Below are 21,636 nucleotides of genomic sequence, written 5' to 3'. Positions count from 1 at the left end.
ATCAGCCCTCGTGTTGCTGCGCAGGCGATTGCGCCAACAGATTACGCACTCGCGTTTGCATCAGTTTTTCCAGCAGCGGCTGGCTTTGGAGCGTAGTAGGAACATCCAGAGAGACAAGCTGCTGGCTTAAGCTGTCAACCTGTTCCAGAAAGGCTTTGGTGCCGGGATCGCTGGTATCAAAATAGGCTCGCACCCAGGTGGATACCGCTTCCAGAGACTGTTTGAAGGTCTCATTCTGATGACGCGGTACGGCCTGTGCGGCGGTCAGCAGGCGCGCTCGGATGTTTTCACGCAGGTAGAAATCCTGATTCGGAGCCAGCAGGGGTTCGGCATTACTGTCACGCCGGCGAATGGTAATAAAATCGGACATGAAGTTGTGCCAGCTTTTGCTCAGATTCTGTCGCCATTCGCTGAGTGTGGCCGAAAGCTCGCCGTCGGTTTCATCCATTGGCGCATCATCGTCCTGGGTGTTATCGGCCAGACGTAGATTGTCGACCTGATCGGTTAACTGATTCACCCGCAAAATAATGCCGTCGAAATCCACCTGACCGACTGACGCCAGCGCGCTGATATCATTGGCAATGGCCCGGCGCAGTTCAAGCAGACTCGGATCGTTCATGTCAGCCAGACTGCCATCGGCGCTTTTCAGCAGTGCGCCCGCGGTCAGTACATCCTTATCACTCCACAGCTTGCGCCCGGCCAGTTTGACCAGAAAATCCGCCTGCGCCAGCAGCCAGGTGCTGGTATCGTGGTTGGAAAGGGCGGCCAGTTTCTGGCTGAGTTCGCTGGATTCCCGCGTGACCCCGTTCAACTGGTTCGCGGTGCTGTCCTGCCACTGTTTTTGTTGTGCCAGCGCGGCCTGCCACGCCGTTTTATCCTGTTGATACTGTTGCTGTAGCGCCGCCAGTTCGCCCTTCATTTGTGCCATGGACGCGGCGTTTTGTTTCTCCTGTTGCTGTCCGATATAGTACACGCCCCCGCTTAACAGCAGGGCGATAGCAATGGCAACGCCACCCAGAACACGGCCATGTCCCGCACGGTCCCGGCGCGGTTCATCCGCTGACGCGGCGTCGGAGGACGAAAATGTGGCATCAGGACGTTTTGTCACCGTTTCCGGTGGGGTTGAAGGAGTATGGTGTTCCGTCATAATGGGTCATCCCATGGTCTGGTTTGTTGTACGGTTGGCCGTGCAGTCACGATAGCAGACGCACAAGCGCGTCGTTATCGGCATTGTCCGCGATAAGCACGTCACGCCAGCCAAGCTGGCGCGCCTCTAGCTCCAACCGTTCGCTAACAACGATAACCTGGCAATGGAGCAGCCAGGATTCGCGATAATAATGTGGCACCAGCGCATACAGCTGATGCAGCATATCGCCGCTGGTGATCACCAGACGATCGATACCGAGTTGCTGCCAATGTCGGCTCTGTTCCGGCCCATCATAATAGACCGGACTGCGCTGATAACATTCACAATAACTGACCTGTGCGCCGCGTTCTGCGAGCGTTGTTGCCAGCAGCTCTCTGCCGCCATTCCCTCGTAATAATAGCGCGTTTTTGCCACTAATATTTTGTAATTCTGGCAGTTGCAGCAGCATTTCGCTGGTTTCCCGCTCGGGCGGATAGGCAACGGCGCGAGAGGTGGCCTGATGCAGCGCCAGTGCGGTGGTACGTCCGATGGCGTAATAAACCGGGACGGCGGGCCAGGGTAAACCCACTTGTGTGAGTGCGGCGGCGGCATAGCGCACGGTGTGCTGCGACAGCGCGAACAACATATCGCCCTCGCGTAGCGCCGCCAGCCGTGCTGATAGGGAAGGCAATTCACTGCCGGGGGAAAAATCGATAAGCGGACTATGGCAAGCCGCGTGGCCGAGCTTGCGCAGCCGTTCCACCAGTGCCTCTCCCGCTGGTGACGGGCGGGCCACCAGAATGGTCATGATGAGCCTGCGCCCTGATAAACGGCGTGCAGAATAGCGTCTGCGCCTTTGGCTAACAGCTCTTCAGCCAGATCGATACCCATGCGTTCCGCTTCGCTGGCGGGGCCGATGCGCTCACCGCGAATCATCTTGCTGCCATCCGGTGCGCCAACCAAGGCTCTTAGCCAGAGTTGCCCCGCATTAAGTTCAGCATAGCTGCCGATCGGAACTTGGCAGCCACCGTCGAGGCGAAGATTCATGGCGCGTTCAGCAAGAACACGGCAGGCGGTCTGTTCATGGTTGAGCGGTGCCAGCAGTTCGCGCACACGGGCGTCATTTTCCCGGCATTCGATACCAATCGCGCCCTGACCGACGGCGGGCAGCGACTCTTCCGGGGTGAGTGGCGTGCGGATGCGTTCTGACAGATTCAGACGTGATAGCCCGGCAACGGCCAAAATAATGGCGTCATAGTCGCCGTTATCCAGCTTGCTCAGGCGAGTTCCAACGTTCCCGCGCAAATCGCGGATGATCAGATCCGGTCGGCGAGCGCGCAACTGGCACTGGCGGCGCAGGCTGGAGGTGCCGACGCAGCTTTCGAGCGGGAGATCGGCCACGCTGGCATACTGATTCGAAACAAAGGCATCGCGCGGATCGTCACGCTCACAAATGGTATACAGGCCAAGCCCATTGGGGAACGATACCGGCACATCCTTCATAGAGTGCACGGCGATATCCGCGCGACCTTCCAGCAAAGCGCGCTCCAGCTCTTTAACAAACAGCCCCTTGCCGCCCACTTTCGCCAGCGGCGTGTCCAGGATGATGTCGCCGCGCGTCACCATGGGAACCAGTTCAACCTGCAACGTGGGGTAGTATTGCTGCAACTGTTGTTGCACATAATGAGCTTGCCACAGTGCAAGTGGGCTTTGTCGGGTGGCAATTCTAAGGGTGTTGTCTACCATGCTTAATACCGTTTTTATCATTTAGCGCCATCGTATCACTGAGACGCTCAGGTGTCAGCGTTCCGGCGCTGAAGGTGCTGGATAGCGACGGTAAGGTGCGTGTTTTCACCATGAGGTTGGGGATCGCGGCGTAATCATGCCATAGAGCGAGGGACAATAAGAGAAAGTAAGCTAATCGTGGCTAACTTTCTTTAGTTTCTTTACGCTCAATGAGCAAGGTGTTAAATTGATCACGTTTCCAGCACTATCTTAATCAGTCACTCCTCTAATTCTATTGCTGATGAGTTTGGAACACGGGGTTTTTTCTAGGCACTGGGATAATCAGGCGGACCGTCTTGTACTTCTACATCGAGACTTTGAAGCAGAGACTGGACGCGATCAACCAACTGCGAGTTGACCGCGCTCTGGAAGCAATGAAACCCGCTTTTCAGCAGGTTTATCGCCTTCTGCCCGTATTATTGCACCACCATCATCCGCTCATGCCGGGCTACCTTGAAGGTAAGGTTCCGCACGGTGTGTGCACCTTCACGCCTGATGAAAACCAACAGCGTTACATCGACAGCATTGAACTGCGCTGGGGGGAGATCCCTGCCATCAATTCCCAAGGTGAATTGCCGATTACCGGCGTTTACTCCATGGGCAGTACCTCGTCCATCGGTCAGAGTTGCTCTTCCGATCTGGATATCTGGGTGTGCCACCAATCCTGGCTAGACCACGAAGAGCACCAGCGTTTACAGCAGAAATGTACCCTGTTGGAGCAATGGGCGGCGGCGCAAGGGGTGGATGTCAGCTTCTTCCTGATTGACGAGAACCGTTTTCGCCACAATGAAAGTGGCAGCCTGGGCGGCGAAGATTGCGGCTCGACGCAGCATATCCTGTTGCTAGACGAATTTTATCGCACTGCCGTGCGCATGGCTGGTAAACGCCTACTGTGGCATATGGTGCCGGTTGAAGAAGAAGAGCATTACGACGAATACGTCCTGTCGCTTTACGCGCAGGGTGCGCTTGCGCCCAACGAGTGGCTGGACCTGGGCGGATTGAGTTCGCTCTCTGCGGAAGAGTATTTCGGTGCCAGTCTGTGGCAGTTGTATAAAAGTATCGATTCCCCGTACAAGGCGGTATTGAAGACCCTGCTGCTCGAGGCCTATTCCTGGCAATACCCTGACACGCGTTTGCTGTCGATGGATATCAAAGCCCGGCTGCACAAATGGGAGATCGTGGCGTTTGGGCTCGACCCTTATTGTATGATGCTGGATCGGGTAACCGAATACCTCACGCAAATTGAAGACCCGACGCGCCTCGATCTGGCGCGGCGTTGTTTTTATCTCAAAGTCTGCGAAAAACTGTCGCGTGAAAAAGCCTGCGTCGGCTGGCGGCGGCAGATCCTAAGCCAACTGGTGCAAGAGTGGGACTGGAGTAGCGAACACCTTGCCATGCTGGATAATCGCGCCAACTGGAAAATCGAGCGCGTGCGTGAAGCGCACAATGAATTGCTCGATGCGATGATGCAAACCTATCGCAACCTGATCCGCTTTGCGCGGCGCAACAACCTGAGCGTGAGTGCCAGTCCGCAAGATATCGGCGTACTGACGCGTAAACTGTATGCCGCCTTTGAAGCGCTGCCGGGTAAAGTGACGCTGCTCAATCCGCAAATTTCGCCGGACCTGTCCGAAGCGGATCTGACCTTTATCTACGTTCCGGCGGGCCGCGCCAACCGCTCTGGCTGGTATCTGTACAATCAGGCACCGTCTATGGATGCTATCATCAGCCATCAGCCGCTGGAATATAACCGCTACCTGAACAAACTGGTGGCGTGGGCCTATTTTAACGGGCTGCTGACGCCGAACACGCGCTTGCACATTAAGGGCAGCGAACAGATCGACATTGCCCGCCTGCGCGAATTGGTGGATGACGTCTCCTGCCACTTCCCACTGCGTTTACCGGCACCCACGACCAAGGCGCTGTACAGCCCGTGCGAAATTCGGCATCTGGCGATTATCGTCAATCTGGAGCACGATCCGACGGCGGCATTCCGCAATCAGGTGGTGCACTTTGATTTCCGCCATCTGGACGTGTTCAGTTTCGGTGAGCAGCAGCAGTGTCTGGTGGGCAGCATTGACCTGCTGTACCGCAATTCGTGGAATGAAGTGCGAACCCTGCATTTCAACGGCGAACAGTCAGTGCTGGAAGCGTTGAAAACCATTTTGGGTAAAATGCATCAGGATGCGGCGCTGCCGGAATCGCTGGAAGTGTTCTGCTATAGCCAACACCTGCGCGGTTTGATTCGCACGCGCGTGCAGCAGTTGGTGTCCGAGTGCATTGAACTACGCCTGTCCAGCACCCGACAAGAGCCGGGCCGTTTCAAAGCGGTAAAAGTGGCAGGGCAGACATGGGGTCTGTTCTTCGAACGTCTGAGCGTATCGGTGCAGAAGCTGGAAAATGCGGTGGAGTTCTACGGCGCGATTTCCAACAACAAACTGCAAGGGTTACCCACGCAGGTGGAGACCAACCATATCCACCTTCCAGCGGTTATCGACGGCGTGGCGAGCGAAGGGATCATCCAGTTCTTCTTTGAAGATCTGCCGGAAGAGCAAGGTTTTAATATCTTTATTCTAGATGAGTCGAACCACGTTGAGGTTTATCACCACTGTGAAGGCAGCAAGGAAGAGTTGGTACGTGACGTGAGCCGTTTTTACTCCTCGTCCCATGACCGCTTTACCTACGGCTCCAGCTTTATCAATTTCAACCTGCCGCAGTTCTACCAGATTGTGCAGTTGGATGGACGGGCGCAGGTGATTCCTTTTCGCAGTACGACGCTATCTCATTTGAACATATCGCCGGGCAAAGAAAGCGCGTCGCCCGCGATCAAACAGCGACTGCACATGCTGTAACGCTCTGGTTGTCCTTGGTGGCAACAGAGCGTTTTCCCGCTTTAATCGAAAGAGACGTCCTCACCGGCCTGCGCACTGCATGCCTGCGCCAGCAGCGCAAAGAAGGATTCGCCGCTGCGATCGCAGATCCACTGTTCCTTCTGACCCTTGCCTGGCTGATACGTAAAGTGATAGCCACCGGCTTTGGTTGCCAACCATACCTGATGCAGTGGCTCCTGGCGGTTGATGACTATCTTGCTGCCGTTTTCGAAACTCAGTGTCATCACGCCGCCGTTGGTTTCGTAATCGATATCGGCATCACCGTCGAAGTCGTCCAACGCTTCTTCGATCGTCAACATTAACGCATCCGCTAATTGATGAAACTCACTGTCGTTCATTTTCGATTCCTATTGCTTTTCATGATCCACCTGCGATTATAGAGAGCATGCATAGATGATTGACAGGTCTTAATGACATGAAGCAGGTATTTCGTTCATTTTCTCTGGCGCTGATGCTGCTGGGATTGGTGGGTTGCGGGTTGAAAGGGCCGCTTTATATGCCGAACGGTGAGCCGACCAACACCCCAGACGCACAGAAGAATACGCATCAAAAGCCGTCGATGCGTCCGTAACCGGCACGGTTGCATTTTAATCACGGATAACAGGTCACGATAGCAATTACCGCGCCCGGTTACATGAGCGGAGTCAGTATAATGCAGTTCGCTAAAATGCACGGTTTGGGCAATGATTTTATGGTTGTCGATGCCGTTACACAAAATGTCTATTTTTCGCCGGAGCTGATTCGCCGTTTGTCGGATCGCCATCGTGGGGTAGGGTTTGATCAATTGCTGGTGGTCGAGCCGCCTTACGATCCTGAGCTGGATTTTCACTACCGCATTTTCAATGCGGACGGCAGCGAAGTGGCCCAGTGCGGTAACGGCGCACGCTGTTTCGCCCGTTTCGTGCGTATCAAAGGACTGACCAACAAACGCGATATTGCGGTGAGTACCCATACCGGGCGCATGGTGCTCAGCGTCACGGATGATGAGCTGGTGCGGGTGAACATGGGCGAGCCGGATTTTGAACCGCAGCGCGTGCCGTTTCGGGCCGCCAAGGCGGAGAAAACCTATATCCTGCGCGCCAACGATCATAAGGTGTTGTGCGGCGTGGTTTCCATGGGCAACCCTCACCGTGTGATTCAGGTTGACGATGTTGATACGGCCAATGTGGAAACCCTTGGCCCGGTGCTGGAAAGCCACGAGCGTTTTCCTGAGCGCGTCAACGTCGGGTTCATGCAGATTGTTGACCGTAGCCACATACGCCTGCGGGTCTACGAGCGTGGCGCGGGCGAAACGCAGGCCTGTGGCAGCTGTGCCTGTGCCGCCGTGGCGGTGGGTATTCAACAAGGGTTATTGGCGGATGAGGTTCGCGTCTCGTTACCGGGGGGCGATCTGGATATCCATTGGAAAGGGGTCGGGCATCCGCTTTATATGACCGGTCCTGCCACCCATGTCTATGATGGATTTATTCATTTATGAAGCAGGTCGAGGAACAGGCAGAACGCCAGAGCGCACTGAGTGACGAACTGATTTTGCAGTTCCTGCAACAGAACCCTGATTTCTTTATTCGCAATGCGCGGCAGGTCGAACAAATGCGCATCCCGCACCCGGTGCGGGGGACTGTCTCGCTGGTTGAATGGCAGTTAGCGCGCCAGCGGCACCACATTGAGCAGTTGGAAGAAGAGATCACCTTTCTGATGGAGCAGGCGCGTGGCAACGAAGTGTTGTTCCGTCGTCTGCTGGCGTTACAGACCGATTTGTCAGCGGCTACTGGCCTGCATGACTTGCTTGAACGCCTACAGCGCTGGGCACGCCAACAAGGGTTGGTTGGCGTGGATATTCGTCTGTTCAGTGACAAATGGCGTATCAGCGCGCCTTCGCGCTTTACCCATTTGGAGCTGTCGCGTTCGTTGTTTGAACCGCTACGCATACAACGTCTGCGTGACAGTAACCACTATCTTGGCAGCCTGAACGGGCCGGAGCTGCTGTTACTGCTACCGCAGGCGCGGCAGGTGGGTTCCGTGGCGCTGTCGCTGTTGGGAAAAAACGACTCGCTGGGCCTGGTGATTTTCAGCAGCCGCGACAGCCATCACTATCAAGACGACATGGGTACTGTGCTGTTGCAACACCTGGCCAACCTGCTGCCGGATATGCTGGCGCGTTGGGTTGAACGGGTATGAGCGACCCCGCGCTGCCTTCACCACTGTTGACCTCGGTCGCAGCGTTTTTACGTTATTTGAAAGCGGAACGCCAGCTCAGCCCGCTGACACAGGAAAATTACTGCCGTCAACTGGGTGCCATTGCCTCCATGCTGGATGAAATGGGCATCACCGACTGGCACAAGCTGGATGCGGCGGGAGTGCGCTCGGTGGCTGCGCGCAGCAAACGCGGTGGGCTGCAAGCGGCCAGTCTGGCGCTGCGTCTTTCGACACTGCGCAGTTTTCTTGATTGGCAGGTGGCGCAAGGGGTGTTAACTGCCAACCCGGCGCGCGGTATTTCTGCGCCCAAAGCGGGCCGACATCTGCCGAAAAACATAGATGTGGATGAAGTAAATCGCCTGTTAGAGATCGATCTCAACGATCCGCTTGCGGTACGCGATCGCACTATGCTGGAAGTGATGTACGGCGCGGGCTTACGTTTGGCGGAACTGGTTGGCATGGAGTGTCGTCATGTCGATTTGGACGGCGGCGAAGTGTGGGTCGTGGGTAAGGGCAGCAAAGAGCGCAAGCTGCCGCTGGGACGTACCGCCGTGCACTGGCTGCGTGAGTGGCTGGAACGCCGTGAGCTGTTTGGCCCGGAAGATGATGCCATCTTCATTACCCGGCAGGGCAAGCGTATTTCGATGCGCAACGTGCAAAAGCGTTTTGCCGAGTGGGGGATCAAGCAGGGGCTGAACAGTCACGTCCATCCGCATAAGCTACGTCACTCTTTTGCCACCCATATGATGGAATCGAGCGGTGACCTGCGCGCGGTGCAGGAACTGCTGGGGCATGCCAACCTTTCTACCACGCAAATTTATACCCATTTGGATTTTCAGCATTTGGCGACGGTGTACGATGCCGCACACCCACGTGCCAAACGAGGGAAGACATGATGCATTTTTATCGTCCACTGGCACCGATAGCTGCCATGACGTTTGATTTAGACGATACGCTGTACGATAACCGTGAAGTCATTCAGCGTACCCAACTGGAATCGATGCACTTTCTGCAAGACTTTCACCCGGCGCTAAGCGCGGTGCAGGCCAGCGATTTACAGCGTATTCGCGAAGCGCTGCGTGAGCAGGAGCCAGAGATATACAATGATATCACGGAGTGACGTCGGCGGGCGGTAGCGCAATTGTTGCTGGAGGCGGGGCCGGACGGTCGCGCCAAACCCTTTGGTGATATGTACCATCGGGCAGCGCAGGCGCTGGGCGTGGCTCCAGGGCAGATTCTGCACGTGGGTGATGACTTGACCACCGATGTGGCCGGTGCGGTGCGTAATGGCTTGCAAGCGTGCTGGATTAACCTGCATGAAGGCAACCTGATGAAGATTGACGATGCGCGGTTATTGCCGCATGTGGAAATTTCACGGTTGGCATTGCTCACAACGCTGCTATAATTCTGCTAATTTAGCTGTATAAATCACCAGTGAAGTAAGTGCCCCTGGGGTTACTGCTTGTCTGTTAACGGATAACTGTACCGATGGACGTTTCTCAACTTCTTGATGGCCTGAACAATAAACAGCGCGATGTGGTTGCCGCGCCGCGTGGAAATCTTCTTGTACTGGCGGGCGCCGGAAGCGGCAAAACGCGGGTGCTGGTGCACCGTATCGCCTGGTTGACGTCCGTTGAGCAGTGTTCGCCCTATTCCATCATGGCGGTGACGTTTACCAACAAGGCGGCGGCGGAGATGCGTCACCGTATCGAGCATTTGATCGGCACCAGTCAGGGCGGCATGTGGATCGGCACTTTCCACGGTCTGGCGCATCGCTTGCTGCGCGCGCACCATCTTGATGCCGGTTTGCCGCAGGATTTTCAGATTCTGGACAGTGAAGATCAACTGCGTCTACTCAAGCGCCTGATTCGGGCACTGAATCTGGATGATAAACAGTGGCCGGCGCGCCAGGCGATGTGGTACATCAACGGCAAGAAAGACGAAGGTCTACGCCCACAGCATATCGAAAGCTACGGCAATCCCGTTGAGCAGACCTGGCTCAAGGTCTATCAGGCCTATCAGGAAGCATGCGATCGCGCCGGACTGGTCGATTTTGCCGAACTCCTGCTGCGTGCTCACGAACTGTGGCTGAACAAACCCCATATTCTCAGTCACTACCGCGAGCGCTTCACCAATATTCTGGTGGATGAGTTTCAGGATACCAACCGTATTCAGTACGCCTGGATCCGCATGCTGGCGGGAGACAGCGCCAGCGTGATGATCGTCGGTGATGACGATCAGTCAATTTATGGCTGGCGTGGGGCGCAGGTGGAAAACATCCAGCTGTTTTTAAATGGCTTCCCCAAAGCCGAAACCATTCGTCTGGAGCAGAACTATCGCTCTACCGGCAATATTCTTACTGCGGCTAATGCGCTGATTGCGCACAACGGCGGGCGGTTGGGTAAAAACCTGTGGACGGAAGATGCGCAGGGGGACCCGATCTCCCTGTACTGCGCGTTTAACGAACTGGATGAAGCCCGTTTTGTGGTTAATCGCATCAAGGTGTGGCAGGAAAATAGCGGTGCACTCAAGGAAAACGCCATCCTCTATCGCAGCAACGCCCAATCGCGCGTGCTGGAAGAGGCCTTGCTACAACAGAACATGCCGTACCGGATTTATGGCGGTATGCGCTTCTTCGAACGTCAGGAAATCAAAGATGCGCTCGCCTATTTGCGCCTGATTGCCAACCGCAATGATGATGCCGCTTTCGAACGCGTGGTGAATACCCCAACGCGCGGTATCGGCGATCGTACCTTGGATGTGGTGCGCCAAACCGCGCGCGATCGACAGGTGACGCTGTGGCAATCCAGCCGCGTGCTGTTGCAGGAAAAAGCGTTGGCAGGGCGTGCCGCTTCTGCGTTGCAGCGCTTCCTCGAGTTGGTGGAAGCACTGGCCTATGAAACCGCCGATTTGCTGCTGCACGTGCAAACCGACCGTGCTATCAAAGATTCCGGCCTGTGGCAGATGTATAAGCAGGAAAACGGCGAGAAAGGGCAAGCGCGGGTAGAAAACCTGGAGGAACTGGTGACGGCAACGCGCCAGTTCAGCTATCAGGAGGAGGATATGGACCTGATGCCGTTGCAGGCGTTTCTCTCTCACGCGGCATTGGAAGCGGGGGAAGGGCAGGCCGATGCTTATCAGGATGCGGTGCAACTGATGACGCTGCACTCCGCTAAAGGGCTGGAGTTTCCTCAGGTGTTTATCGTTGGCATGGAAGAGGGCATGTTCCCGAGCCAGATGTCTCTGGATGAGGGCGGGCGTCTCGAGGAAGAGCGCCGTCTGGCATATGTCGGCGTGACGCGCGCCATGCAGAAGCTCACCCTGACCTATGCCGAAAGCCGGCGGTTGTACGGCAAGGAAACCTATCATCGCCCATCGCGTTTTGTTGGTGAACTGCCTGTCGAGTGCGTGGAGGAAGTGCGCTTGCGTGCCAGCGTGTCTCGTCCAGTCAATCACCAGCGCTTGGGTACGCCAGTGAGCCAAAGTGACAGCGGCTATGCGCTGGGCCAGCGGGTGCGCCACGACAAATTTGGCGAAGGGACCATCATCAATCTGGAAGGCAGCGGTGAGCATTGCCGTTTACAGGTCGCTTTCCAGGGACAAGGAATCAAGTGGCTGGTCGCCGCCTATGCGCGGTTGGAGACGGTATAACACTGGCATCAACACTGTCGCGTTTTACAGAAAAGGAGAGCAACCGGAATGACGTTAGACAAGATAATCACTGCCCTGCGTGGCAAGAAATGGGTAGACCTGACGCACAGCGTAACAGAATCTATCCCTATCTTTAGCGCGTTTCCCGGCGTGCAGCGTAACACGCTGTATACGGTTGAGCAGGATGGTTTTTTTGCCCAACAGCTCACCTTTGTAACCCAGACGGGTACGCACATTGATGCCCCTGCGCATTTTTCTCTGGGCAAACGCTGTCTGGATGGTCTTGCCAACAAGGCGTTGTTGCTGCCATTGCGCGTGATCCATAAGCAGGAGGCGGTGGCACAGGATGCCGACTACCGTCTCGGCGTGCAGGACATTGTGGATTTCGAGCAACAATACGGTCAGATCCCATCGGGTTGCTTTGTGGCGTTCGCCAGCGGTTGGAGCAAGCGCTGGCCGGATGCGCAGGCCTTTGCCAACAACGATGCCGAAGGCAATAGTCACACGCCGGGTTGGTCCATAGAGGCATTGCGCTTTTTGTTTGAACAGCGCCAGATTGCTGCCGTCGGCCATGAAACACTGGACACTGATGCCGCCGTGGATTTTCGTCGCAACAATGGGCTGATTGGCGAATTCTATGTGCTCGATCGCGATGCCTGGCAGGTCGAGGTGATGAACAATCTGGATCAGGTGCCTGCTGTCGGGGCGTATCTTCAGGTCAGCTTTCCCAATTTTGCCGGTGCGGCGGGCTTTCCGGTTCGGGCGATTGCCTATCTGCCTGACGATGAGTGCTAAACGGCATGGAGTCGGCGTGGGAAAGTCACCTTCGCCGCACGTGCTTATCGTTCGAGGCAGAATTGAACAATTCGTGCATCTTTTAACTGTCACAGTTTAAAAGTTGACAGGCTTTTTCATCTCGGCGTAGCATGCGCCCATCATTATTCCCGGAGGGCCCCGCCTTGGACAAACCCAGTCGATACTGGCTCATTAATTAATTGATTACTAAACATTTCTAAGGCTTCCCGATGTTATATCGGTAGCCCTGGTAGTTATCGGTGATGTTGTATCCCTCCGTCATCAAATTGAGTCAGCACCGTCGGTTCGAAACCTGTTGGTGCCCTGTCATCACCGTTTCTGTGCTTCAACGCGTCCGTCTTTCTCTGTTATCGCACTAGGAGCACATGGCCTATGCTGAGCGCATTTAAACTGGATAACTGCCGTTTATCCCGTCTGGAACTGGACGACACCGATGATATTGGCGCCTCCGTGTGGGTGGATTTGGTCGAGCCTGAAGATGAAGAGCGTGAGCTGGTGCAAAACCGGTTGGGACAGAGCCTGGCAACGCGCCCTGAACTGGAAGATATCGAAGCATCGGCTCGTTTCTTCGAAGACGAAGACGGCCTGCATATCCACTCCTTTTTCTTCTTCGAAGACGCGGACGATCACGCTAGAAACTCCACCGTGGCATTCACCATTAGCAACGGGCGTTTGTACACGCTGCGTGAGCGCGAGTTATCGGCCTTTCGTCTGTACCGGATGCGCGACGCTGGTAGACGGTAACGCCTATGAACTGTTGCTCGATCTGTTTGAAACCAAGATTGAACAACTGGCCGATGAAATCGAAAACATCTATAGCGATCTGGAATCGCTCAGTCGCGTGATCATGGAAGGGCGCCAGGGCGAAGAGTACGACGAAGCACTCTCTACGCTGGCAGAATTGGAAGACGTGGGTTGGAAGGTGCGCCTGTGTTTGATGGATACTCAGTGTGCGTTGAATTTTCTGGTACGTCGCGCGCGCTTGCCGAGCGGGCAACTGGAACAGGCGCGCGAGATCCTGCGCGATATCGAATCCCTGCTGCCGCACAATGAATCTCTGTTTCAGAAGGTCAACTTCCTGATGTAGGCGGCGATGGGCTTTATCAATATCGAGCAGAGCCGCATTATCAAGATCTTCTCGGTGGTTTCCGTGGTGTTTCTGCCGCCGACGCTGGTGGCGTCCAGCTATGGGATGAACTTTGAGTTTATGCCGGAACTGCACTGGTCGTTTGGTTTTACCCAGGGGCTATCGTGCTGATGATCCTGGCAGGATTGGCTCCGTATCTCTACTTCAAGCGCAAAAACTGGCTGTAACCATAGCGCTATGCTTCCCGGCGTAAGCCGGGAACGCGCTCATTTTCGGCTTCTACGATCATTTCCATAATTCATTAGCCCTCCCTTCTGTTTAGAATGAAACCTCTACAGGTATTGTCATATCAGGTTGTCGCTATGGGAAGGGTTTCGCCCTTGGCGCAGTCGGGAGTGCTGCTGGTTGCTTCTCTGCTGTTGGGGTTGGTATTGCAGTGGTTCCATGTTCCGGCCGCGTTTCTGTTAGGGCCGATGATGGTTGGTATCGTCATGGGTTTGAAAGGGGCGACGATCCGTATGCCTCCTGCGTATTTTTGGGCCGCTAATGCCATCCTTGGCTGTCTGGTGGCACAAAGACTCTCCCTCTCTATTTTGAGTCCGCTGTTGCAGGAATGGCCGTTAGTTCTGGGCATTCTGGTGGCGACCCTTGCCGCCAGCGGCTTTTCTGGCTGGTTATTGGTCAAATTCAGCGCCTTACCCGGCACCACCGGGGCCTGGGGCGCATCACCTGGCGGTGCCTCGGCCATGGTTGCTATGTCGAGCGAATTTGGTGCCGACGTGCGTCTGGTGGCGTTTATGCAATACCTGAGCGTGCTGATGGTGACGGCTGCTGCCGCCTTTGTGGCGCGTTTGAGCCTTGGTGAAACGGCAGCGCATAATACCGCCGCGCTGATCTGGTTTCCTGCTCTCGACTAGCGTTTTTTTGCCACACTCGGTGTGGCATGCTGCTCGGGCGCTGGTTGCGCCTGCCGTCCGGCGCACTGCTGGGGCCGATGATCCTCGGCGCCGCGCTGCACTCGACGGGCACGCTGACGCTGCAAACGCCGGAGTGGATACTGTCATTGGCCTATGCATTTATCGGTTGGAGTGTGGGCTTAAGCTTTACTCGCCCGATTTTTCTGCTGGCCATCCGCACCTTACCACAGATGATGGCCTCTATCGTCGGCCTGATGGTGCTGTGCGGAGGGATGGCTTACGGGGTAACGCTGTTGCTACCGGTGGATATTCTTACCGCCTATCTGGCGACCAGCCCCGGCGGGCTGGATTCCATTGCGGTCATTGCGGCGGGTAGCAACGTTGACATGGCCTTTGTGATTGCGATGCAAACCCTGAGACTGTTTTCGACGCTGCTGTTTAGCCCGGTGTTGTCACGCTACATCTCACGCCACACGGGGCTGAACGCGACGTAATTTCTGCTGGGCGATGAGGGCATCGATGATAAACAGCGCCAGCGCCGCCCAGATAAAACCAAATGCCACCATTTTGTCGCTGCCGAGCGGTTCGCCATAGAGCGTGACCGCGATGATAAACATCAGCGTCGGGCCGAGGTACTGGAAGAATCCGAGCGTAGACAGGCGCATTCTCACGGCGGCGGCGGTGAAAAACAACAGCGGCACGGTGGCCACGATGCCTGCGCTGACCAACAGCAGATTGAGCGTCGCACTGTTATTGCCAAGGTGGCTGCTTGGTGTATCGGCGATAAAAAACAAATAGATAATTGCCGCAGGAAGCAACCACAGGGTTTCTATCAGCATGCCGGTCTGGCCGTCTACGCCGAGTTTTTTTGCGCAACAGGCCATAGATCGCGAAGCTAAAGGCCAGCGCCAGAGCAATCACCGGCACCGAGCCAAACTGCCAGAGCTGAATCAACACGCCGCTGAACGCCAACAACACCGCGCACCATTGCAGGCGGCGGAAACGCTCACCGAGAAAAATCATTCCCAGCATCACATTAACCAGTGGATTGATAAAATAGCCCAGGCTGGCTTCCAGAATGTGATTGTGGTTTACCGCCCAAATGTAGAGCAGCCAGTTGCCGCCCACCAGCACGGCGGTCAGTGCCAGCATCCGCAGCATTTTGGGTGATCCCATGACGTGTTGTACCTGACGCCATTTGCGGCTGATGCTCACCAAAATCAGCATGAAGAGAAACGACCAGATAATCCGGTGCGTAAGAATTTCTGTGGCAGGCACTGCGCCAATCAGCTTGAAGTAGACAGGTGCGATGCCCCAAATGAAATAGGCACCAAGGGCGAATAACACACCCTGGCGTGATTGCTGCTCATTCATGTGGAAGGCTTACTCAACGGACTGAAGAGGGAGCACTGTACGCGAAACCGCAGTGACTTTCATCTTCACTTCCCGTTTTGGTGCTTCGTTTTGGTAAAGTCGGATTATTCAGCCTTTTATATCGTTACTGTGCGAATAATTCGGCGTTATCCGACGATATAGGTGGTGGTGGCGATATGCACCTGTGCCTCATTGTGCAACTCGGCACGCGCCACGGCGATTTTATTGCCGCCACGCAGCAGCGTGCTGGTCAGGGTAAAGTGCTCGCCGCGGCCTGGGCGCAGATAGTCCACACGCAGATCGATAGTGCCCATGCGTGCCAGTCGCTGGTGAAATTCCTGAGCGCTGATGCTGTGGTGCCGTAACAGCGCGCTGCCGACGCAGACCAGCCCGGCGGCTATCACACCGCCGTGGAGAATTTTTTGCAACGCATTGCCGACCAATCGCTCCTGACGATCAAACACCAAAATGGCATGGTCGGCTTCAAACTCACACAGTTCAAGCCCCAGTTCCCGGTTGAAGGGCATCTGATAGATAAAAATGTCGCTGACACGTTGGCGAACGCTCTCCTGAGACAGCATGGCATCAGGGGGAAGCGTGTCATCCTGCTGGACAAGCGGTAATGACATAGCGGGCGGCCCTCAGTAACGATCGGAACAGAGAATAAGGATAGTTTAACGTCAAATTTTTGTTTGTTTTATGAGGCGTTTCTGTTTCTTTTCAGAAAAGCATGAATAACTAGGAAGTGGATGATTCAATTACAGATTATGAAGCTAGAATAATAATGAGCGTGTCTATCATTTTTCCTTACTTTCATGTTGGTCGGAGATACCGTATGCGCAAAATTGCGGGCGTAGTGGCGCTCTTGTTGGCGGCAAAAGTTCAGGCAGAAGAAGCAAAAGTTCAGGTTGTACACGACAGGCCCGCAGTGCGTGGCAGCATTATTGCCAATTTGCTGCAAGACCATGATAACCCTTTTATCCTTTATCCTTACGAAAGCAACTATCTGCTTTATACCTACACCACCAACATCAATAAACAAGCGATCAGCAGTTACGACTGGGCCAAAGAAGAGCGTAAAAAAGATGAAGTGAATTTCCAGTTGAGTCTGGCCTTCCCCATCTGGCGCGGCATCATGGGTGACAATTCGCTGTTGGGAGTCTCTTATACCCAGCAATCCTGGTGGCAGATGTCGAATGCTGACGAATCCTCTCCGTTTCGTGAAACTAACTATGAACCACAGATATTTCTTGGCTGGGCGACCGATTACAGTTTGGGCGGATGGACATTGCGCGATGTGGAAGTGGGGCTGAATCACCAATCCAACGGCAAGGCAGATCCAACTTCGCGCAGTTGGGATCGCGCCTATATGCGCCTGATTGCGCAAAACGGCAACTGGAAGGTGGATCTCAAACCCTGGTTCCTGATCCCCGACCGCAAGGATGACAACCCGGATATCACCAAGTATCTGGGGTATTATCGGGTTCGTGTTGGCTACGTCTGGGGCGACAGCATTTTCAGCGTAGCAGGGCATTACAACTGGAACAGCGGTTACGGCAACGCAGAGTTGGGGTGGAGCTATCCGATAACCAGGCATGTACGCTTCTATACCAAGGTGTTTAGCGGCTACGGCGAATCGATGATCGACTACAACCATCGGCAGACGCGTTACGGTGTCGGTGTGATGTTGAACGATATCTTTTGAAGCGCGTTTTCAGAAAAAATAATTCTCGTGGTCAAAAGATTGCAGTTTTTATCACAGGCGCTGAAAATAGCGCCTGTTTGATTTTATCGGCCACGGGCTGATGTGATGCAAAGAGGATCGGGGAACGCGTGTCTACGGCGGAAGTGTTAAATAAGGAAGCGTTAGCGGCTCAAGTTCTACGCGATACGTTCGGTTATCAGCAATTCCGTCCCGGTCAGGATGCGGTCATTCAGGCTGCGGTCAACGGTCAGGATTGTCTGGTGATCATGCCGACCGGGGGCGGGAAATCGCTGTGCTACCAGATCCCCGCATTGGTGCTGGATGGCCTGACGTTGGTGGTGTCTCCGCTGATCTCTTTGATGAAAGACCAGGTAGATCAGCTTCTTGCCTACGGTGTGACTGCCGCCTGCCTGAACTCGACCCAGACCCGTGAGCAGCAGTGGGACGTGATGACCCGCTGTCGCAGCGGTGAAATCAAGCTGCTGTATATCGCGCCGGAGCGTTTAACCACGGACAGCTTCTTTGACCAGCTTGCCCAGTGGAATCCGGCACTGATTGCCATCGACGAAGCGCACTGTATCTCCCAGTGGGGGCATGATTTTCGCCCGGAATACCGCGCCCTTGGGCAAATCAAGCAGCGTTTCCCCACGCTGCCAATGGTTTCCTTGACGGCCACCGCCGACGACGCGACGCGCAGTGATATTGTGCGCCTGCTCGATCTGCACGAACCGCATATTCATCTGAGCAGCTTCGACAGGCCCAATATCCGCTACACGCTGGTGGAGAAATTTAAACCGCTCGATCAACTGTGGATGTTTGTGCAGGGCCAGCGCGGTAAAAGCGGCATCATTTATTGCAACAACCGGGCGAAGGTAGAGGATATTAGTGCGCGTCTGCAAAATCGTGGCCTCAGCGTGGCGGCCTATCATGCTGGCTTGGACAACGAACGGCGTGCGCAGGTACAGGAAGCGTTCCTACGTGACGATCTGCAAGTGGTGGTAGCCACCGTCGCCTTTGGAATGGGTATTAACAAACCCAACGTGCGCTTTGTGGTGCACTTTGATATCCCACGCACTATCGAATCCTACTATCAGGAGACCGGGCGTGCTGGGCGAGATGGCCTGCCTGCGGAAGCCGCACTGTTTTACGATCCGGCGGATATGGCGTGGTTGCGCCGCTGCCTTGAGGAAAAATCGCCGGGCCCGCAGCAAGAAATTGAACGACACAAGTTGAACTCGATGGGGGCGTTCGCGGAGGCGCAAACTTGCCGGCGTCTGGTGCTGCTTAACTATTTTGGTGAAGGGCGACATGCCCCTTGCGGTAACTGTGATATCTGCCTCTATCCACCTAAGCGTTATGATGGCCTGGTGGATGCGCAAAAGGCGCTCTCCTGCGTATACCGGGTGGGGCAGCGCTTCGGCCTGGGCTATGTGGTGGAGGTGTTGCGCGGGGCTAATAACCAGCGTATTCGCGAATGGGGACACGACAAGCTGCCGGTGTACGGCATTGGCCGTGAGCAATCGCATGAGCATTGGGTCAGCGTGCTGCGCCAACTGATTCACCTGGGGTTCCTCACGCAAAATATTGCATTACACTCAGCGGTACAACTGACCGAATCAGCCCGTCCGGTGCTGCGTGGTGAGATACCTTTGCAGTTGGCGGTGCCTCGCGTGGTTAACCTGAAGCCGAAAGCGAACCAAAAATCGTACACTGGGCTTTACGATCGCAAGCTGTTTGCCAAACTGCGCAAACTACGCAAAGCCATTGCTGATGAGGGCGATATCCCGCCTTATGTGGTGTTCAGTGATGCCACGCTGCTGGAAATGGCCGATCGCTTGCCGGTGACGGCAAGCGAATTACTGACGATTAACGGCGTCGGGCAGCGTAAACTGGAGCGATTCGGTACGCCATTTATGTCGCTGATCCGTGAGCATCTGGACGATGGCGACGATGTGCGCTGATCGGACTTGAATTTCTAGACTCTGTGGTAAAAAAGGAAAGTATCATGATGTTGTTTTTGACCGTGGCGATGGTGCAATTCGTGGCATTGATGAGCCCGGGGCCGGATTTCTTTTTTGTTTCCCAGACGGCGGCGAGTCGCTCGCGCAAAGAAGCCATGATGGGCGTTCTGGGGATTTCTCTGGGGGGTAATGGTGTGGGCGGCCATTGCGTTGATGGATTTGCACCTGTTACTGCAAAAAATGGCATGGTTGCACGATGCTATTACCATCGGCGGTGGATTGTATCTGTGCTGGATGGGATGGCACATGTTGCGCGCAGCGCGTCGCAAAGGGGAGTTGCAAACGGTTGAAACGGTAGAACTGCCTTCGAAAGGGAAAACCTTTATGCGCGGTCTGCTGACCAACCTGGCCAACCCGAAAGCGCTTATCTATTTCGGTAGCGTATTCTCTCTGTTTATGGGCGACAGCGTTGGCACCAGTGTGCGCTGGGGGCTGTTTGCGTTAATCTCACTGGAAACGCTGCTGTGGTTTAGCCTGGTGGCAATGGTATTTGCCTTGCCTGCAATGCGCCGCGGCTATCAGCGTTTGGCTAAATGGATCGATGGTCTGGCGGGGGTGCTGTTTACCGGCTTTGGGCTGCATCTGATTATTTCTCGCTAAGCGAGCATGGCGTAGCACTCCCGCTGTTTTGTCCTCGCTGCCAGTTGGCGGCGAGTGACGGATTACACCTTACGCGCCGTTGCCAGTAGCGCGCCGACCAGCATAAACAACGAGCCAAACAGCCGGTTGAGCAGGCGGATTTGGCGCGGTCCTTTCAGCCATACCGCAATGCGAGTAGCGAGCGTGGCGTAACCGATCATCACCACAATATCGACCGCCACTGTGGTCACCCCCAAAATCAGATACTGAGCAACCTGCGGCTGGTGCGGCACGATAAACTGTGGGAACAGCGCCGCCAGAAAAACGATGCTTTTCGGGTTGGTGAGGTTGACCAGAACGGCACGACGAAACAGTTGGCGGAGTGGCAGGGGGCTAGCGCGGTGCCGTGCAGCAAGGAGAAACGTGATGTCACCCGAAATTTCTGGCCTATTATTAAGAGAAAAACAGTTTTCTGCCTTTGTCACCGGGACGCTGTTGGATTTCTGGCGTCAGAGCGAAGAGGGGGAGTTTCCCGGCGTTGACGATGTGCCGATCCGCTTTGTACGCTTTACCGCTCCACAGCACACGCGTCTGGTGGTGGTGTTTCCCGGCCGCATCGAAAGCTATGTAAAGTATGGTGAAATCGCCTACGATTTGTTCCAGGCGGGTTATGATGTGCTGATCATGGATCATCGCGGCCAAGGGCGCTCCGGGCGGATGCTGGAAGACGGTAATCGTGGCCATGTGGTACGCTTTGGTGACTACGTAGACGACGTCGAGCAATTCTGGTTGCACCATGTGGATGCGGTGAAAACGGCCGATCCCTCACGTTACCAGCGCTGCTTTGCGCTCGCCCACTCAATGGGCGGCCGCGATCCTGGGGCATTTTTTGGCACGTCGGCCGGATGCATTCGATGCCGTGGTGCTATGTGCGCCCATGTGTGGCATTAAATTGCCGATGCCGGGCTGGCTGGCTTCACGCATTGTTGCCTGGGCGGAACTGCACCCGCGCATTCGCGATTATTATGCTATCGGCACCGGGCAATGGCGTCCGCTGCCCTATTTGATCAACGTGCTAACGCACAGCCGTGAGCGTTACCGTCGCAGCGTGCGCGCCTATGCCGATGAACCCGGCCTACGCGTTGGTGGCCCGACCTATCACTGGATGCGGGAATCGATGGCCGCTGGGCGCGAACTGATGGTATTGGCTGTGCACATTACCACCCCCTTGCTGCTGCTTCAGGCGCAGGAGGATATCGTGGTGGATAATCACAGTCAGGATACATTTTGTCAGGCGTTGGCTGAAGCCGGACACCCCTGCGTTGGTGTTACTCCGGTGGTGATTGCGGGGGCCCGCCATGAACTGTTATTCGAAGAAGATGGGATTCGGGCGCAGGTGTTTACCCATATTCTTAACCATTTTGCACAATATCCGTAAATGTTGCGGCCGACGCCGCGCCATTCCCCTTAGAGGTGAGATTTCACTGT

Annotated in this window: 14 protein-coding genes and 7 pseudogenes; 14 read left to right on the top strand and 7 right to left on the bottom strand. The window is 55.3% G+C overall.

Annotation, left to right across the window (positions count from 1 at the left end):
* Nucleotide 1: 1 nt before the first annotated feature.
* The 3 genes from hemX to hemC are packed head-to-tail and all read right to left on the bottom strand — an operon-like array spanning nucleotide 2 to nucleotide 2,872.
* On the bottom strand, nucleotides 2–1,147 hold the full coding sequence (gene hemX / locus CS369_RS17950) for a uroporphyrinogen-III C-methyltransferase (RefSeq protein WP_196908142.1): 1,146 nt from the start codon (nucleotides 1,145–1,147) through the stop codon (nucleotides 2–4).
* Between the two features lie 46 nt (nucleotides 1,148–1,193).
* Nucleotides 1,194–1,934 carry a uroporphyrinogen-III synthase gene (gene hemD, locus CS369_RS17945; RefSeq protein ID WP_196908141.1) on the bottom strand — a complete coding sequence of 247 codons (741 nt, stop codon included), beginning with the start codon at nucleotides 1,932–1,934 and terminating at the stop codon, nucleotides 1,194–1,196.
* Nucleotides 1,931–2,872, bottom strand: coding sequence for a hydroxymethylbilane synthase (hemC, locus tag CS369_RS17940; protein WP_196908140.1), 942 nt, complete (start codon nucleotides 2,870–2,872; stop codon nucleotides 1,931–1,933). The genes hemD and hemC overlap by 4 nt, the downstream gene beginning before the upstream one ends.
* 335 nt (nucleotides 2,873–3,207) lie before the next feature.
* Here hemC and CS369_RS17935 point away from each other — a divergent pair, with 335 nt between their 5' ends.
* The gene (locus tag CS369_RS17935; RefSeq protein ID WP_196908139.1) at nucleotides 3,208–5,763 is read left to right on the top strand and encodes a class I adenylate cyclase; all 2,556 of its coding nucleotides are present in this window, start codon (nucleotides 3,208–3,210) and stop codon (nucleotides 5,761–5,763) included.
* A 41-nt stretch (nucleotides 5,764–5,804) separates the two neighbouring features.
* On the opposite strand, the gene cyaY is transcribed toward CS369_RS17935, so the two are convergent.
* The gene (gene cyaY / locus CS369_RS17930; protein ID WP_196908138.1) at nucleotides 5,805–6,140 is read right to left on the bottom strand and encodes an iron donor protein CyaY; all 336 of its coding nucleotides are present in this window, start codon (nucleotides 6,138–6,140) and stop codon (nucleotides 5,805–5,807) included.
* Nucleotides 6,141–6,217: 77 nt separating this feature from the next.
* On the opposite strand from cyaY, the gene CS369_RS17925 reads away from it, so the two are divergent.
* The 9 genes and pseudogenes from CS369_RS17925 (at nucleotide 6,218) to CS369_RS17880 (ending at nucleotide 14,963) form a co-directional block, all read left to right on the top strand.
* Complete coding sequence (locus CS369_RS17925; protein ID WP_307833722.1) at nucleotides 6,218–6,373, top strand: lipoprotein; 156 nt, start codon at nucleotides 6,218–6,220, stop codon at nucleotides 6,371–6,373.
* Between the two features lie 81 nt (nucleotides 6,374–6,454).
* On the top strand, nucleotides 6,455–7,279 hold the full coding sequence (dapF, locus tag CS369_RS17920; RefSeq protein ID WP_196908136.1) for a diaminopimelate epimerase: 825 nt from the start codon (nucleotides 6,455–6,457) through the stop codon (nucleotides 7,277–7,279).
* Nucleotides 7,276–7,980: a DUF484 domain-containing protein gene (locus tag CS369_RS17915; RefSeq protein ID WP_196908135.1), complete on the top strand. Its 705-nt coding sequence runs from the start codon at nucleotides 7,276–7,278 to the stop codon at nucleotides 7,978–7,980. The genes dapF and CS369_RS17915 overlap by 4 nt, the downstream gene beginning before the upstream one ends.
* Nucleotides 7,977–8,894 carry a tyrosine recombinase XerC gene (gene xerC / locus CS369_RS17910; RefSeq protein ID WP_196908134.1) on the top strand — a complete coding sequence of 306 codons (918 nt, stop codon included), beginning with the start codon at nucleotides 7,977–7,979 and terminating at the stop codon, nucleotides 8,892–8,894. Before CS369_RS17915 ends, xerC begins: the two co-directional genes overlap by 4 nt.
* Nucleotides 8,894–9,403, top strand: a pseudogene (locus CS369_RS17905) (HAD family hydrolase). Before xerC ends, CS369_RS17905 begins: the two are co-directional and overlap by 1 nt.
* Nucleotides 9,404–9,486: 83 nt before the next feature.
* The gene (uvrD, locus tag CS369_RS17900) at nucleotides 9,487–11,649 is read left to right on the top strand and encodes a DNA helicase II (RefSeq protein WP_196908133.1); all 2,163 of its coding nucleotides are present in this window, start codon (nucleotides 9,487–9,489) and stop codon (nucleotides 11,647–11,649) included.
* Nucleotides 11,650–11,697: 48 nt separating this feature from the next.
* Nucleotides 11,698–12,444, top strand: coding sequence for a cyclase family protein (locus CS369_RS17895; protein ID WP_196908132.1), 747 nt, complete (start codon nucleotides 11,698–11,700; stop codon nucleotides 12,442–12,444).
* 393 nt (nucleotides 12,445–12,837) lie between these two features.
* Nucleotides 12,838–13,779: pseudogene (gene corA, locus CS369_RS17890) on the top strand (magnesium/cobalt transporter CorA).
* A gap of 135 nt (nucleotides 13,780–13,914) precedes the next feature.
* A pseudogene (locus tag CS369_RS17880) lies at nucleotides 13,915–14,963 on the top strand (AbrB family transcriptional regulator).
* Here CS369_RS17880 and rarD read toward each other — a convergent pair.
* Both rarD and CS369_RS17870 read right to left on the bottom strand, forming a co-directional pair.
* Nucleotides 14,934–15,843: pseudogene (gene rarD / locus CS369_RS17875) on the bottom strand (EamA family transporter RarD). The pseudogenes CS369_RS17880 and rarD sit on opposite strands and share 30 nt — an antisense overlap.
* Before the next feature lie 146 nt (nucleotides 15,844–15,989).
* Nucleotides 15,990–16,472, bottom strand: coding sequence for a thioesterase family protein (locus tag CS369_RS17870; RefSeq protein ID WP_196908131.1), 483 nt, complete (start codon nucleotides 16,470–16,472; stop codon nucleotides 15,990–15,992).
* 206 nt (nucleotides 16,473–16,678) lie between these two features.
* On the opposite strand from CS369_RS17870, the gene pldA reads away from it, so the two are divergent.
* The 3 genes and pseudogenes from pldA to rhtC all read left to right on the top strand — a co-directional run bounded on the left by pldA (nucleotide 16,679) and on the right by rhtC (nucleotide 20,169).
* Nucleotides 16,679–17,548, top strand: coding sequence for a phospholipase A (gene pldA, locus CS369_RS17865; protein ID WP_196908130.1), 870 nt, complete (start codon nucleotides 16,679–16,681; stop codon nucleotides 17,546–17,548).
* A 128-nt stretch (nucleotides 17,549–17,676) separates the two neighbouring features.
* On the top strand, nucleotides 17,677–19,509 hold the full coding sequence (gene recQ, locus CS369_RS17860) for an ATP-dependent DNA helicase RecQ (protein ID WP_196908129.1): 1,833 nt from the start codon (nucleotides 17,677–17,679) through the stop codon (nucleotides 19,507–19,509).
* Nucleotides 19,510–19,550: 41 nt separating this feature from the next.
* Nucleotides 19,551–20,169, top strand: a pseudogene (gene rhtC, locus CS369_RS17855) (threonine export protein RhtC).
* A gap of 62 nt (nucleotides 20,170–20,231) precedes the next feature.
* Here rhtC and CS369_RS17850 read toward each other — a convergent pair.
* A pseudogene (locus tag CS369_RS17850) lies at nucleotides 20,232–20,534 on the bottom strand (LysE family transporter); the annotation flags it as partial.
* A 40-nt stretch (nucleotides 20,535–20,574) separates the two neighbouring features.
* On the opposite strand from CS369_RS17850, the pseudogene pldB reads away from it, so the two are divergent.
* Nucleotides 20,575–21,586, top strand: a pseudogene (gene pldB / locus CS369_RS17845) (lysophospholipase L2).
* The last annotated feature ends 50 nt before the right edge of the window (nucleotides 21,587–21,636 follow it).

The sequence above is a fragment of the Candidatus Symbiopectobacterium sp. 'North America' genome, from assembly GCF_015762685.1.
Lineage (GTDB): Bacteria > Pseudomonadota > Gammaproteobacteria > Enterobacterales > Enterobacteriaceae > Symbiopectobacterium.
The sequence above is the reverse complement of the archived record's forward strand: the minus strand, read 5'-3'. Positions and strand labels throughout refer to the sequence as shown.

What these genes read in the sequence shown, in the direction of transcription:
- hemX (WP_196908142.1), bottom strand. Translation starts at nt 1,147, where the DNA reads ATGACGGAACACCATACTCCTTCAACCCCACCGGAAACGGTGACAAAA.
- hemD (WP_196908141.1), bottom strand. Translation starts at nt 1,934, where the DNA reads ATGACCATTCTGGTGGCCCGCCCGTCACCAGCGGGAGAGGCACTGGTG.
- hemC (WP_196908140.1), bottom strand. Translation starts at nt 2,872, where the DNA reads ATGGTAGACAACACCCTTAGAATTGCCACCCGACAAAGCCCACTTGCA.
- cyaY (WP_196908138.1), bottom strand. Translation starts at nt 6,140, where the DNA reads ATGAACGACAGTGAGTTTCATCAATTAGCGGATGCGTTAATGTTGACG.
- CS369_RS17925 (WP_307833722.1), top strand. Translation starts at nt 6,218, where the DNA reads ATGAAGCAGGTATTTCGTTCATTTTCTCTGGCGCTGATGCTGCTGGGA.
- dapF (WP_196908136.1), top strand. Translation starts at nt 6,455, where the DNA reads ATGCAGTTCGCTAAAATGCACGGTTTGGGCAATGATTTTATGGTTGTC.
- CS369_RS17915 (WP_196908135.1), top strand. Translation starts at nt 7,276, where the DNA reads ATGAAGCAGGTCGAGGAACAGGCAGAACGCCAGAGCGCACTGAGTGAC.
- xerC (WP_196908134.1), top strand. Translation starts at nt 7,977, where the DNA reads ATGAGCGACCCCGCGCTGCCTTCACCACTGTTGACCTCGGTCGCAGCG.
- uvrD (WP_196908133.1), top strand. Translation starts at nt 9,487, where the DNA reads ATGGACGTTTCTCAACTTCTTGATGGCCTGAACAATAAACAGCGCGAT.
- CS369_RS17895 (WP_196908132.1), top strand. Translation starts at nt 11,698, where the DNA reads ATGACGTTAGACAAGATAATCACTGCCCTGCGTGGCAAGAAATGGGTA.
- CS369_RS17870 (WP_196908131.1), bottom strand. Translation starts at nt 16,472, where the DNA reads ATGTCATTACCGCTTGTCCAGCAGGATGACACGCTTCCCCCTGATGCC.
- pldA (WP_196908130.1), top strand. Translation starts at nt 16,679, where the DNA reads ATGCGCAAAATTGCGGGCGTAGTGGCGCTCTTGTTGGCGGCAAAAGTT.